Here is a 14,124-nt window from a genome sequence, read left to right on the forward strand (position 1 = left end):
ATAACGTGGGTTTGATCCCTGTTGGAGCCTGAAAACGGCTGTATGTGAAGTGGGGGGCTTATATTGCCGGTGTTTAGGGTGCGTCGTTATGGTAAAATCCTTGCGCGTTTTCTGGCAAAAGCGTCGCTGACAGGAGAATTGAATATGACCAATGCGTTCTGCTCTAAGTTTGGAATACGTCAGCCAATCGTTCTGGCCCCGATGGGGCGTGTTGGACCGCCAGAGCTTGTCGCTGCGGTGAGCAATGCAGGCGGCCTTGGTTTGGCGCCGCTCTGGACCGATGCGCCTGACAAGATGAGAGCGGAAATCCGTCGTATCAAAGAGCTGACCGACAAGCCGTTCGGCGTGAACTTGAACATGGATTTTCGCAATGAGGCGCAGCTTGATGTCTGTCTGGAAGAAGGTGTCGACGTTATTTCCATCTTTTGGGGAGAGCCAGGCAACTTCGTAGAACGTGCAAAATCCCACGGTGCGAAAGTCATAATCACGGCAAGCACATCCGCCGTCGCAAAGGAGGCGGTGGCGCTTGGTGCGGATGCAATCTGTGCGCAAGGGTGGGAAGCGGGAGGTCATGTCGAAGGTAAAGTTTCGACAATGGCACTTGTGCCTGCCGTGGCAGACACCGTTGGCGATGTTCCTGTTATTGCAGCGGGCGGCATTGCCGATGGGCGCGGGCTGGCGGCGGCTTTGGCGCTTGGGGCTTCGGCGGCTTGGATCGGGACGCGTTTTCTGGCGGCCAAAGAGGCCCCGACCCACCCAGTCTATATGGAGCGCCTGCTGGCCGCCTCTGAAGACGACACCAGCCACTATGATGATCTCTACGATCTTGTTTGGCCCAATGCCCCTCATAGAGCTTTGAAAAACAGCACTTCCGAGATGTGGGACGCCGCAGGAAGACCGCCACTCGGTCAAAGGCCGGGAGAGGGGGATATCCTTGCCTTGCGTCCTGACGGTGTCGAGATACCGCGATACGCCAGCGCCGTTGCCTTCGCCGGATTGGAGGGTGAGATTGAGCCACTTCCCATGTGGTCAGGTCAGGGGGTGGGGCTTGTCACCAAAATCCAGACCGCCGAAGAAATCGTTCGGGAGATCGTTGAGCAGGCTAAAACCATCATAAATTTTTAGCCGCTGTCCGTTCCGACAGGATCCAGTCGGTCTAGAGGCGCTTGGGGCCACGCGATTGCGGGCTGGCGTCCTTTGGTTTGGCGGGGCAATTGATTGGCATTAGAGCGGTCAGTGCCCCTGTTTTGACACTCAGCGCGGTCTAATTGCTTTTCTTGCCGTTTGCGTGGCCGATCGCCTCTTTCCATTCGGTCCAACCCGTGCAATAGGGAAGCGCCAAACGATCCCGGCCAAGGAGTGAGCTGATGGAGATTCGTGAGGCCCTGACCTTCGATGATGTTCTTCTGGTACCTGCCAAGTCCAGCGTGCTGCCAAACACGGCGGATACGCGGACGCGTGTGACCAAAACGATTGACCTGAATATTCCCTTGCTCAGTTCGGCCATGGACACGGTGACCGAGAGCCGCATGGCGATCTGCATGGCGCAGACCGGCGGCATGGGTGTGATCCATCGTAACCTGACGGTCGAGGAGCAGGCCCGCGAGGTGCGCCGGGTGAAGCGCTTTGAAAGCGGCATCGTCTACAACCCCGTGACCCTGCGCCCCGATCAGACGCTGGCCGATGCCAAGCAGTTGATCGAGCGCTACAACTTCACCGGGTTCCCAGTTGTTGACGACAAGGGCCATGTGGTGGGCATCGTGACCAACCGCGATATGCGGTTTGCCTCGTCGGATGATACGCCGGTTCACGTGATGATGACCTCGGAGAACCTTGCCGTTTTGCAGGAGCCCGCGGACCGTGAAGAGGCCAAGAGCCTGATGCGCGCGCGGCGGATCGAGAAGCTGCTGGTGACCGACAAGGCCGGCAAGCTGACCGGTTTGCTGACGCTCAAGGATACCGAGCAGGCGGTGGTGAACCCGACGGCCTGCAAGGACGAGCTGGGCCGGTTGCGCGTGGCGGCGGCCTCGACCGTGGGGGATGCGGGCTTTGAACGCACACAGGCCCTTGTGGAGGCCGGTGTGGACATGGTGGTGATCGATACCGCGCATGGCCACTCCGAAGGCGTGGCGACGGCTGTTGAGCGTGCCAAGGCGCTGTCGGGGAATGTGCAGATCGTCGCGGGCAATGTCGCCACGGCGGAGGCCACAAAGGCGCTGATCGGGGCAGGGGCGGATGCCGTCAAGGTGGGCATTGGCCCGGGCAGCATTTGTACCACCCGCATGGTGGCCGGTGTCGGCGTTCCGCAGCTGACCGCGATCATGGATTGCGCGCAGGCGGCGGGCGATGTACCGGTGATCGCCGATGGCGGCATCAAGTTCTCGGGTGATTTTGCCAAGGCGATTGCCGCCGGGGCCTCTTGTGCCATGGTCGGTTCCATGCTGGCCGGGACCGACGAGTCGCCCGGCGATATGATCCTGTACCAGGGCCGGAGCTTCAAGGCCTATCGCGGGATGGGGAGCCTCGGCGCCATGGCGCGTGGCAGTGCCGACCGCTATTTCCAGAAGGACGCCGCCAGTGACAAGCTGGTGCCTGAGGGGATCGAGGGGCAGGTGCCCTACAAGGGCGCGGCGGGCAACGTGATCCACCAGTTGGTGGGGGGCTTGCGGGCCGCCATGGGCTATACCGGCTGTGGCACTGTGGATGCGATGCGCACCGATTGCCATTTCGTGCGCATCACCAATGCGGGCCTCAGCGAAAGCCATGTGCATGATGTGCAAATCACCAATGAAAGCCCCAATTACCGGCGTGGGTAAGGGCCATTGACCCCCGGCGCCCGCATTCAGGCCTCGGCCGAGATCTTGGACGAGATACTGGCGGGGGTGCCAGCGGAGAAGGCTTTGACAGGCTGGGCGCGGCGCTCTCGCTTTGCCGGGTCCAAGGACCGGGCGGCGGTGCGCGATCATGTCTTTCAGGCGCTGCGCTGTCGTCGGTCTTATGCCTGTCTTGGCGGGGGAGAAACGGGCCGGGCATTGATGCTGGGCGCGCTGCGCGCCGGGGGGCGTGATCCGGCAGAGGTGTTTACAGGGGAAGGGCATTCTCCTGCCGTTCTGAGCGATGCTGAACAAGCTGCTGGACAGGCCCCGGAGACTTTGGGCGATCGTTTCGATCTGCCCGACTGGATGATCCCGCATTTCGAAGGCGCGCTGGGCGCGAAGTGGTGTGCAGCGGCGCAGGCCTTGACCGGGCGCGCGCCGGTCGTATTGCGGGTGAACCTGCGCAAGGCCACGGTTGCGGTGGCTTTGGCGGCTTTGGCGGAGGATGGCGTTGAGGCCAAACCCGCCGAGATTGCCGATACTGCGCTTGTGGTCTGTGCGGGCGCGCGCCGCGTGGCCGCATCGCGGGCCTATCGCGAGGGTTTGATCGAGTTGCAGGACGGGTCGAGCCAGGCGGCGATGGAGTGTCTTGCCGTGCCGCCCGGGGCGCGCGTTCTGGATTATTGTGCCGGGGGCGGCGGGAAGGTCCTGGCCCTTGCGGCGCGGGCCGAGGCGGAGTGGTTTGCCCATGATGCGGCCCCGGCGCGGATGCGCGACCTGCCGGATCGGGCCAGGCGCGCGGGAGTTTGCGTGACGCTTCTTGAGGAGGCGGTCAAGGCCGGGTCCTTCGATCTGGTGCTTTGTGATGTGCCCTGTTCGGGCAGCGGCACATGGCGCCGGACGCCGGATGCCAAGTGGCGCATGACGCCGGAGCGGCTGTCCGAGTTGACCGAGGTTCAGGCCGCTATTCTGGACCGGGCCGCGGGATTGGTGACCCCTGGAGGGCGCTTGGCTTATGCAACGTGCTCGCTGTTTTGCGAGGAGAACGAAGCACAGGTGGAGGCCTTTGTGCGGCGTCAGCCCGATTGGCGGCTCGCGACCCAAAGGCACTGGACGGTGTCGGATCAGGGCGATGGGTTCTTTTTGGCAATTTTTGAGAGATAAAAAGCCAAAAATGCAACTTTAACGAATGTCGCGCCGCCGTTAAACTGTGTTTAAGGTTTTTCCCCCACAAGGGATGAACCTGCGACAACGGGATCTAGTGGTGGCCTTTTCGAGTTTCACAATCACGCCAGTGCGCCGTGCGAGTGCCGACTTGCGATCACGTGTGCCGTTGATCCTCGCAGGGGCAGCGGTTTTTGCGCTTTCAGCGATACTGTATCAGGGCACGCAGGAGCGTTTGGTGTTCGGGTTCATCTCGGCAACGCTGGCTTGCACGGCCGGGGGGATTTTTATTGTCTCCTGGTTCAGTGGTCGGGCCGATGCCGCGCGTGTCAGGCGGTACGATGCGCTGCTTGGAAAGGATATTGCGCCACTTATGGTGGCGGGAGGCGATGGCCGTATTCTCTATGCCAATGAGGCGGCATGCGATGCCTATGATTGCAACGGAGAGGTGACCCTTGCCGGTGTGTTGCGGGCGACCTTGGCCAATCCCGGGCCGATCCTTTTTCGGTTGGGAACCCGTGCTCAAGCCAAGGGGGTCGCCAACGAGGATATCTTGACGCAGAGGGGGCTTTTGCGGATGCATGTGCATCAGGCTGGCCCCGACCGTTTTCTGTGGCGTATCGAGACAGCCAGCGAACAGCCGCGTGGCGGGGCCGGAGACGTCCCTTTGCCAATGCTGACCGTGGGGCGCAACGACGCGATCCTGTTCATGAACAGCGCGGCGCGCGCCCTCGTGGGGGAGCGGGCCAAGTCGCTCGACCGTGTGTGCCCGCGGCTGCCGTTGCGTTCGGGGCAGATAAACGAAATCAGCACCCACGAGGGACTTGTGCCTTGTCTGGCTGTCGAGCTGGAAGGCACGGCGGGACGGCGTGAGATTTTCCTGCTATCGGATATTGCAGCCACCGAGCGAGGGCCTGAAGGCTGGGATTTCGTGGATGAACTGCCTATTCCCATATTGAAGGTCAGGCGCACTGGCGAAATCCAGTTGTCGAATGCGCCTGCCCGTGCCCTTCTGGGGGTGGAAAGCTGTAGCGGCGCAGAACTGGGCGATCTGGTCGAGGGGCTTGGCCGATCCTTGCGCGACTGGCTGGAAGAGGCCGCAGCAGGGCGCGGCACGCAACATAGCGAGGTTCTCAAGGTCAAGAGTGAGGCACGAGAAGCTTTTATTCAGGTGACCTTGAACCGTCTCAGTGAAGCGGGTGAGACGGTTTTGGTTGCGGTTCTGACTGATGCCACCAAGCTGAAGTCTTTGGAGGCGCAATTCGTCCAGAGCCAGAAGATGCAGGCGATCGGGCAGTTGGCGGGGGGAGTCGCGCATGATTTCAACAACCTTCTGACGGCGATTTCAGGCCATTGTGACCTGTTGTTGACCCGCCATGACGAGGGGGACGAGGATTTCAGCGATCTCATGCAGATCAATCAGAATGCCAATCGCGCAGCTGCCCTTGTTGGGCAGTTGCTGGCATATTCGCGCAAGCAAACCTTGCAGCCCCAGCGGCTGGATCTGCGCGGATTGCTATCTGATATGACGCATCTTCTCGGGCGACTGGTGGGGGAGAAAGTGACGTTGAACCTGAGCCATGATCCGCAGCTTTGGGAGACGCGGGCCGACAAACGGCAGTTGGAACAGGTATTCATGAACCTCGTGGTCAATGCGCGCGACGCCATGCCCGAGGGGGGCACGATATCGGTCGAGACCGAGAACCTGACGCTGGAGGCTCCGTGGCAACGTGACCGCGCGGTGGTTGCCCCGGGGCAATATGTGAAAGTGTCGGTTCGGGATAGTGGCGTTGGGATCGCGCCGGATAAGGTGCAAAAGGTATTCGAGCCGTTTTTTACCACCAAGCGCGCGGGCGAAGGTACGGGGCTTGGCCTGTCGACGGCTTACGGAATCATCAAGCAAACCGGCGGTTTCATCTTTGCCGATAGCATCCCGGGCGAGGGGACGTGTTTCATGTTGATCCTGCCGGCGCTGAACCCCGTCGCACAGCAGGTTGCGCAGGAGCCTGCGGACGGTCAGGCCGCGCCGTGCCCATGTGGTGGGGTCGTCCTGCTGGTCGAGGATGAAGCCCCCGTGCGCGCCTTTGCCAGCCGCGCATTGCAAATGCGCGGGTTCACCGTTCTGGAGGCGGATACCGGCGAAGCAGCGCTGGATTTGTTGAAGGATGAAGACACCCGGATCGACGTGTTCGTCACCGATGTCATCATGCCGGGGCTGGATGGGCCCGGTTGGGTGCGCAAGGCGATCACGTCACGGCCCGAGACGCGGGTGGTGTTCATGTCCGGCTATGCCAGAGAATCCTTTGGCGATGTGCAGGCTGATATTCCGAATTCGACATTTCTGCCGAAGCCTTTTTCACTCAGTGAGTTAACAGAAACGGTGTCGCGCCAGATGTCGGAGGTTCAGGCAGGCGCTGGCGAAGGCGCCGCCGGTGGCACGGCCACCCCCTGACAGGCCCAGAAGGCCGGGAGCGTCGTGTCCACGCTTGGAGGCCCCGCGAGGTGAGCCGGGCCGGTTGCGACGGTTGGCGCTCGGCCGGGATTCTATGCTTGGTGGGCGAGCGGCGTATGAGACCCCGCCTCGCCGATCCCGTCCCAAAGGGCGAATTCATGGGCGCATTTACGGCGCAGGCGTTGTTCGACCCCGGGCGAGAGTTGTGGCGCGCCGGGAGGGGATTCGTTGAGGCGTTTGGTTTCGAATCCGTGATCAAGCCGCTCACTCAGAAAACGGCGCAGCCCCTCTTGATCCTCGTAGCGGAACAGATGCGTGACGGCGGTGCCGTTGTTGCAGGGTTCGACGAATTTGGCCTGTGAGCCGACCTCGGCAAAGGGCGGGCGTTTGCCTTGCATGTAAGCGAGCGCAAAGTCGTCGAAACTGATGTCATGGGTGGCGTTTTTCGCCCCCTCCATACCGGGGCGCTGGCGGTATCTGTACCAACTGCCCAGCCAGTCGATGGGCTCGCGGATCACAGCCAGAATATCGAACCCCTCGCCGCAGAATTTTTCCAGCGCGGGGCGGAAGAAGCGGTTGTAGCGAAACACCGGCGCGTGCTTGAGTTCGGGCGGGTTGCGCACCACCATGTCGGCCTTGGGGGCCAGCGCAGCCTGATAGGCGGTGGTGCCGGTCTTGGGCACCGAAAGGAACACCAGCCTGGCCTTGGAAAATACGAGCATTCAAAGCGCCTTTCACGGAATTTTTGGGCGGCAATGCCACTTGGTAACGACTCTTTAACCCATATGCCAAAAACTCGGGTTGTGAACAATTTTCTTGAAATGTTCTCTTTTTGTCTGCATAGATTGCGGAACAAGAGGTGAACGAAGGCAATGATTGCTGCCCGTGACCGGGTGTGAAATAAGGGATCAGGATAATGGCAACGGCAGATCTTTTGACCATGGATAGTAAGAAGAACGCGGACAAGCAAAAGGCGCTGGACAGCGCACTGGCGCAGATCGAACGGCAGTTCGGCAAGGGCTCGATCATGAAGATGGGCTCGGACAATCCGGTTGCCGATATCGAGGCCACCTCGACCGGGTCGCTGGGGCTAGACATCGCCCTTGGGATCGGTGGCCTGCCGAAGGGCCGCATCGTTGAGATTTACGGCCCGGAAAGTTCGGGCAAAACCACGCTGACCCTGCATTGCGTGGCCGAGGAGCAGAAAAAAGGCGGCGTTTGCGCCTTTGTCGATGCCGAGCACGCGCTGGACCCGATCTATGCCAAGAAGCTGGGTGTCGATCTGGACGAGTTGCTGATTTCGCAACCCGACACCGGGGAACAATCGCTGGAGATCGTGGATACGCTGGTGCGCTCGGGCGCGGTGAGCATGGTGGTGGTCGATTCGGTGGCCGCGCTGACGCCCAAGTCTGAACTCGAAGGCGACATGGGCGACAGCAACGTGGGCGTTCAGGCCCGGTTGATGAGCCAAGCCATGCGCAAGCTGACCGGTTCGATCAGCCGCAGCAAGTGTACGGTGATCTTCATCAACCAGATTCGCATGAAGATCGGCGTGATGTTCGGCAGCCCGGAAACCACCACCGGCGGCAATGCCCTGAAGTTCTATAGCTCGGTGCGGCTGGATATTCGCCGGATCGGATCGCTCAAGGACCGGGACGAGGTGGTGGGCAATGCCACCCGCGTGAAGGTGGTCAAGAACAAGGTGGCGCCGCCCTTCAAGCAGGTGGAATTCGACATCATGTATGGCGAGGGCATCTCGAAGATGGGTGAGTTGCTGGACCTTGGCGTGAAGGCCGGGGTTGTCGAGAAATCGGGCAGCTGGTTCAGCTATGGGGATGAGCGCATCGGGCAGGGGCGTGAGAACGCCAAGACCTTCCTGAAGGAAAACACCAAGATGGCGCTTGAGATCGAGGACAAGATTCGCGCGGCGCATGGACTTGAATTCGACATGCCCGAGGGCGGCGAGGACGAGGATATCGTCGAGGCCTGAGGCCCCGGACACCCTTGAGAAGAAACATAAAGGCCCGTGGCACCCGCCCCGGGCCTTTTTCTTGCTGTGGACACCGCCCGCCTGCATGGCTACATCTGCGAAACGCCTGCAATATTGCCCGAAAAGAGACCCGCCGATGCCGACGCTCAATGAAATCCGCTCGACCTTCCTCAATTTCTTCGAGGAGAACGATCACCAGATCGTCGAAAGCTCCCCGCTTGTGCCGCGCAATGACCCGACGCTGATGTTCACCAATGCGGGGATGGTTCAGTTCAAGAACCTGTTCACCGGGGTTGAGCACCGCGATTACAAACGCGCGGCCACCAGCCAGAAATGCGTGCGGGCCGGCGGCAAGCACAACGATCTGGATAACGTGGGGTACACGGCACGGCACCACACGTTTTTCGAAATGCTGGGCAACTTCAGCTTCGGGGATTACTTCAAGGAGCAGGCGATCCCCTTTGCGTGGGATTTGCTGACCAAGGAATTTGGCCTGAACAAGGACAAGCTTTTGGTCACGATCTACCATACCGATGACGAGGCGGCGGAGATTTGGAAGAAATACGCCGGGTTGTCGGATGACCGGATTATTCGGATCGCGACCGACGATAACTTCTGGTCGATGGGGGCCACCGGGCCCTGCGGGCCGTGCACCGAGATTTTCTATGACCATGGCCCCGAGATTTGGGGTGGCCCTCCGGGTAGCCCGGAAGAGGATGGGGATCGCTTCATCGAGATCTGGAACCTCGTTTTCATGCAGTACGAGCAGTTCGAAGATGGCACGCGACAGGACCTGCCGAACCAGTCGATCGACACCGGCATGGGGCTGGAGCGGATCGGGGCCTTGTTGCAGGGCAAGCACGACAACTATGACACCGACCTGATGCGCGCGCTGATCGAGGCGAGCGCCCATATCACCAGCCAGGACCCGGACGGGCCGGGCAACGTGCATCATCGGGTGATCGCGGATCACCTGCGCTCGACCTCCTTCCTGATTGCCGATGGGGTGATGCCGTCGAACGAGGGGCGGGGCTATGTCCTGCGGCGGATCATGCGCCGGGCGATGCGGCATGCGCATTTGTTGGGCGCGAAGGATCCGGTGATGCACCAGTTGGTGCCGAACTTGGTGGCGCAGATGGGCCAGGCCTTCCCCGAACTGGGCCGGGCGCAGCCTTTGATCGAAGAAACGCTGAAGCTGGAAGAGACCAAGTTCAAGCAGACGCTGGACCGTGGTTTGCGCCTGCTGGATGACGAATTGGACAAGTTGCAGGATGGCGCGGCGCTTCCGGGCGAGGCGGCGTTCAAGCTGTATGATACCTATGGTTTCCCGCTGGACCTGACGCAGGATGCCCTGCGTGAAAAGGGCCGCGAGGTGGACGTGAGCGGCTTTGAGTCGGCCATGGCCGAGCAGAAGGCCAAGGCGCGCGCGGCGTGGTCCGGCTCGGGCGAGGCGGCGGATGCGGCGATCTGGTTCGACATTGCCGAGGATGAGGCCAAGGGCACGACCGATTTCCTTGGTTACGACACCGAGGTGGCCGAAGGGCAGATTCTGGCCCTGGTCAAGGATGGGGCCGAGGTTGACAAGGCCGCGAAGGGCGATGCGGTACAGATCGTTCTGAACCAGACTCCGTTTTACGCTGAAGCTGGCGGTCAGGTCGGCGATACAGGCACGTTGAAAACCGATGGTGGCACAGCACGGATTACCGACACCAAGAAGGTGGCCGGGGTCTTTATCCATTTCGCGACGATCGAGGATGGCGAGATTGCCCCGGGGCAGGCCGCGCAGTTGGAGGTGGATCACGCCCGCCGCACGGCCATTCGGGCCAACCATTCGGCCACGCACCTGTTGCACGAGGCCCTGCGCCATGCACTTGGCGATCACGTGGCACAGCGCGGGTCGCTCAATGCGCAGGATCGGTTGCGCTTCGATTTCAGCCATTCCAAGGCCCTGACGGCGGAAGAGCTGGAGCAGGTTCAGACCGAGGTGAACGACTATATCCGCCAGAATGCGCCGGTGGAAACGCGGATCATGGCCCCTGACGATGCCCGCGACTTGGGGGCACAGGCCCTCTTCGGTGAGAAATACGGCGACGAGGTACGGGTTGTGTCGATGGGGCTTCAGGACGGCTCGGGCAAGGGGCTGGACGGTCGGACCTACTCCATCGAGCTGTGCGGCGGCACCCATGTTCGTCAGACGGGCGATATTGGCGTCTTCGTGGCCGTGGCGGACCAGGCATCGAGTGCCGGGGTGCGGCGGATCGAGGCGCTGACCGGGCAGGCGGCTTTTGATTACCTTAGCGATCAGGCGCATCGCGTCGAGGCCCTGGCGGGTGAGTTGAAAACCAAGCCTGATGATGTGGTCGACCGGGTGAAGGCGCTAATGGATGAGCGCAAGGCATTGGCCAATGAGGTGGCGCAGTTGCGGCGCGAGCTGGCCATGGCCGGTGGTGCGGGGCAGGGCGACAGCCCCGAGGCCAAGGAGATCGGCGGCGTGAAGTTCTTGGCCCAGGTTCTGTCGGGCGTGTCGGGCAAGGACCTGCCCGCGCTGATTGACGAGCACAAGACGCGGCTTGGCTCGGGCGCGGTTCTGTTGATCGCGGATGCGGGCGGCAAGGCGGCTGTGGCCGCCGGTGTGACCGATGACCTGACCGATAAGGTCTCCGCCGTTGATCTGGTCAAGGCGGCTGTGCCGGAACTGGGCGGCAAGGGCGGCGGGGGCCGCCCGGACATGGCGCAGGGCGGGGGCCGCGATGCGGGCAACGCCGAAGCCGCCATCAAGGCCGCCGAAGCCGTGTTGGAGGGATAAGCGATGCCTGCACTCTGGATTGCCCATGTGAATGTCACCGACGACGAGGCCTATGGCCGCTACGCCAAGCTGGCTGGCCCGGCGATTGCCAAGCATGGCGGGGCCTTCATCGCCCGTGGCGGGCGTTACGTGCAGCTTGAGGGAAAGGATCGACCGCGCAACGTGGTGGCGAAATTCCCCAGCGTGGAGGCCGCCGAGACCTGCTATCACAGCCCGGAGTACCAGGAGGCGCTGAGCCATGCGCGCGATGCCTCCGAGCGGGACCTGGTGATCGTGGAGATCAACGAGTAAAACCGCTGTTGCGCCAGTTGGGCGTCATGGGTGCTCTGTGTCTAAGAAGATCAAGCCTTCCATGAGTTGGCGCACATAGTTGCAACGATCCTCACGCTGCGTCAGGTGAGCCCAGCTTTTGCGGATGAAGGTGTTGGGCGACATGTAGAGTATCATCGGGTTAACCTCGTCTCGTGTTATCCTTTCGTTGATCTCAATTCCGGCTTCGACCCTTTGCCGCGCCTTTGCCGGGAGGGACATGATTTGCATCGTATAGGCCAAGTATTCGGCGGTCGCAGGGCAATTTCCAAAAGGGCAGGGCGTTGAGTCATAGGCGGCGTGGGTCAGTTCATGTGCCAGAACGCTGTCGAAGAGGTCTTGCTTGCTGAGCTGGGAAAAAACGCTGTCGGCTGTACGTTTATCAAGGGCCGCGTCCGGAGTGAGAAGTTCGATATGGTTCTTGCCGCAATGGTAAAGGCCAAGGCATGTGTCGGGTAAATCGCTGACAATCGTGATTTTTACGGGGTTCGTCAGCTGTACATGACAGGCCCCCAATGTCTTCAGGACGTTTTGCGCTGATGTGCATGTGCGGCGGGCGAGTTTAGGATCGTCAGCTATCACTGATACGGGAATACCCTCACAGGCCAATGGCGAGGCGGCAGCCTGAGCGAACCAAAGACCGCTCAGCGCCGCGAGACTGGACATCCATTTCCCAAACAAGATGCGCATGAATTGCTAGCTGCCCCTTTTCCGGGGCAGTCTAGCACAGGTTAAGCCTTTTGGGCTTCTTAGCTGGATTTGGCGGCGCGCTTGCGCTCGTGCGGGTCGAGGTGCCGCTTGCGCAGGCGGATGTGCTGCGGGGTTACTTCGACCAGTTCGTCGTCGTCAATATAGGCAATCGCCTCTTCAAGGCTGAGGGTGACAGGCGTGGTCAGCCGTACGGCCTCGTCACTGCCCGAGGCGCGCACGTTAGTGAGTTTTTTGCCCTTGAGGGGGTTCACCTCAAGGTCGTTCTCGCGGCTGTGTTCGCCGATGATCATGCCTTGATACACTTTTTCTTGCGCACCGATGAACATGCGCCCCCTGTCTTCGAGGTTCCACAGGGCGTAGGCGACCGATTCACCGTCTTCCATGGAGATCAGCACACCGGCACGGCGGCCCGGGATCGGGCCCTTGTGCGGGGCCCATGAGTGGAAGACGCGGTTGAGCACGCCGGTACCGCGCGTGTCGGTGAGGAACTCGCCCTGATAGCCGATCAGCCCGCGCGAGGGGACATGGGCGACGATACGGGTCTTGCCCGAGCCCGCCGGTTTCATCTCAACCAGATCGCCCTTGCGGGCGCCGGTGATCTTTTCGATGACCGCGCCGGAGTAATCGTCGTCCACGTCGATGGTGACCTCTTCGATAGGTTCCAGACGTTCGCCGTTCTCGCCCTCGCGGAACAGAACCTGTGGGCGCGAGATGCTGAGTTCGAACCCTTCGCGGCGCATGTTCTCGATCAGAACGCCCATCTGCAATTCGCCACGGCCCGCGACCTCGAACGCCTCGCCGCCGGGGGTGTCGGTGATGCGGATGGCAACGTTGGATTCGGCCTCTTTCATCAGGCGGTCGCGGATGACGCGGCTTTGCACCTTCTTGCCATCACGGCCCGCCAGCGGGCTGTCGTTGATGCCGAAGGTGACGGTGATGGTGGGCGGGTCGATGGGCTGGGCCTCAATCGGGTCTTCGACGGCAAGGGCACAGATTGTATCGGCCACTGTGGCCTTGGACATGCCTGCGATGCTGACGATATCGCCGGCAACGGCTTCGTCGATGTCCTGCTGACCAAGCCCACGGAAGGCCTGAATCTTGGTCACGCGGAATTGTTCGATCTTTTGGCCCACGCGGCTGAGGGCCTGAACGGTCTGGCCCACCTTGAGGCGGCCGGATTCGACACGACCCGTCAGGATACGGCCAACGAAGGGATCGGCGCCAAGCGTGGTGGCGAGCATGCGGAAATCCTCGTCTTCGCGGGCGATCTGCTTGGGGGCGGGCACGTGGTTGACGATCAGGTCGAACAGCGCGGTGAGGTCCTTGCGCGGGCCGTCGAGATCATGGTCGGCCCAGCCGGAACGGCCCGAGGCGTACATATGCGGGAAATCAAGCTGATCGTCATTGGCGCCGAGGTTGGCGAAGAGATCGAAACATTCGTCAAGCGCGCGGTCCGGTTCGGCATCGGGTTTGTCGACCTTGTTGAGAACGACGATGGGGCGCAACCCGAGGGCCAGTGCCTTGGAGGTCACGAACTTGGTCTGCGGCATGGGCCCTTCGGCGGCATCGACCAGCAGGACAACACCGTCGACCATGCTCAGAATCCGTTCGACCTCGCCACCGAAATCGGCGTGGCCGGGGGTGTCGACGATGTTGATCCGGGTCGATTTCCACTCGACGCTGGTGGCCTTGGCAAGAATGGTGATGCCGCGTTCGCGTTCAAGGTCGTTGCTGTCCATGGCGCGTTCATCGACGGCCTGGTTGGCCCGGAAGGCCCCGGATTGTTTCAGCAATTCGTCGACGAGCGTGGTTTTGCCGTGGTCGACGTGGGCGATGATTGCGATGTTGCGCAGGTCCATTGATGGCGTTCCTCAAG

10 protein-coding genes are annotated in these 14,124 nt (G+C 61.4%); 7 read left to right on the forward strand and 3 right to left on the reverse strand.

The window, feature by feature from the left end:
• Positions 1-78 precede the first annotated feature (78 nt).
• The 4 genes from FDP25_RS16010 to FDP25_RS16025 all read left to right on the forward strand — a co-directional run bounded on the left by FDP25_RS16010 (position 79) and on the right by FDP25_RS16025 (position 6,432).
• Positions 79-1,125: an NAD(P)H-dependent flavin oxidoreductase gene (locus FDP25_RS16010; RefSeq protein WP_218939988.1), complete on the forward strand. Its 1,047-nt coding sequence runs from the start codon at positions 79-81 to the stop codon at positions 1,123-1,125.
• Between the two features lie 242 nt (positions 1,126-1,367).
• Positions 1,368-2,816, forward strand: coding sequence for an IMP dehydrogenase (gene guaB / locus FDP25_RS16015; RefSeq protein ID WP_154154613.1), 1,449 nt, complete (start codon positions 1,368-1,370; stop codon positions 2,814-2,816).
• A 6-nt stretch (positions 2,817-2,822) separates the two neighbouring features.
• Entirely contained in the window at positions 2,823-3,980 is a 1,158-nt protein-coding gene (locus FDP25_RS16020) for an RsmB/NOP family class I SAM-dependent RNA methyltransferase (protein ID WP_154154616.1), read from the forward strand.
• A gap of 73 nt (positions 3,981-4,053) precedes the next feature.
• Entirely contained in the window at positions 4,054-6,432 is a 2,379-nt protein-coding gene (locus FDP25_RS16025; protein ID WP_154154620.1) for an ATP-binding protein, read from the forward strand.
• 92 nt (positions 6,433-6,524) lie between these two features.
• Here FDP25_RS16025 and FDP25_RS16030 read toward each other — a convergent pair whose 3' ends face one another.
• A complete protein-coding gene (locus FDP25_RS16030; protein ID WP_154154623.1) occupies positions 6,525-7,154 on the reverse strand; it encodes a gamma-glutamyl kinase in 630 nt (209 codons plus the stop codon).
• A 194-nt stretch (positions 7,155-7,348) separates the two neighbouring features.
• Here FDP25_RS16030 and recA point away from each other — a divergent pair, with 194 nt between their 5' ends.
• The 3 genes from recA (at position 7,349) to FDP25_RS16045 (ending at position 11,519) form a co-directional block, all read left to right on the forward strand.
• On the forward strand, positions 7,349-8,422 hold the full coding sequence (gene recA / locus FDP25_RS16035; protein WP_154154626.1) for a recombinase RecA: 1,074 nt from the start codon (positions 7,349-7,351) through the stop codon (positions 8,420-8,422).
• Positions 8,423-8,558: 136 nt separating this feature from the next.
• On the forward strand, positions 8,559-11,228 hold the full coding sequence (gene alaS / locus FDP25_RS16040) for an alanine--tRNA ligase (protein WP_154154629.1): 2,670 nt from the start codon (positions 8,559-8,561) through the stop codon (positions 11,226-11,228).
• A gap of 3 nt (positions 11,229-11,231) precedes the next feature.
• The gene (locus FDP25_RS16045) at positions 11,232-11,519 is read left to right on the forward strand and encodes a DUF1330 domain-containing protein (RefSeq protein WP_154154632.1); all 288 of its coding nucleotides are present in this window, start codon (positions 11,232-11,234) and stop codon (positions 11,517-11,519) included.
• A gap of 24 nt (positions 11,520-11,543) precedes the next feature.
• Here the strand turns inward: FDP25_RS16045 and FDP25_RS16050 are convergent, their stop codons facing one another.
• The gene (locus FDP25_RS16050) at positions 11,544-12,227 is read right to left on the reverse strand and encodes a hypothetical protein (protein ID WP_154154635.1); all 684 of its coding nucleotides are present in this window, start codon (positions 12,225-12,227) and stop codon (positions 11,544-11,546) included.
• A gap of 59 nt (positions 12,228-12,286) precedes the next feature.
• Positions 12,287-14,107 (reverse strand): translational GTPase TypA, encoded by a 1,821-nt coding sequence (gene typA / locus FDP25_RS16055; RefSeq protein WP_154154638.1) that lies wholly within the window; start codon positions 14,105-14,107, stop codon positions 12,287-12,289.
• Between the last annotated feature and the right edge of the window lie 17 nt (positions 14,108-14,124).

Source organism: Roseovarius bejariae (genome assembly GCF_009669325.1).
In the GTDB taxonomy this organism is placed as follows: domain Bacteria; phylum Pseudomonadota; class Alphaproteobacteria; order Rhodobacterales; family Rhodobacteraceae; genus Roseovarius; species Roseovarius bejariae.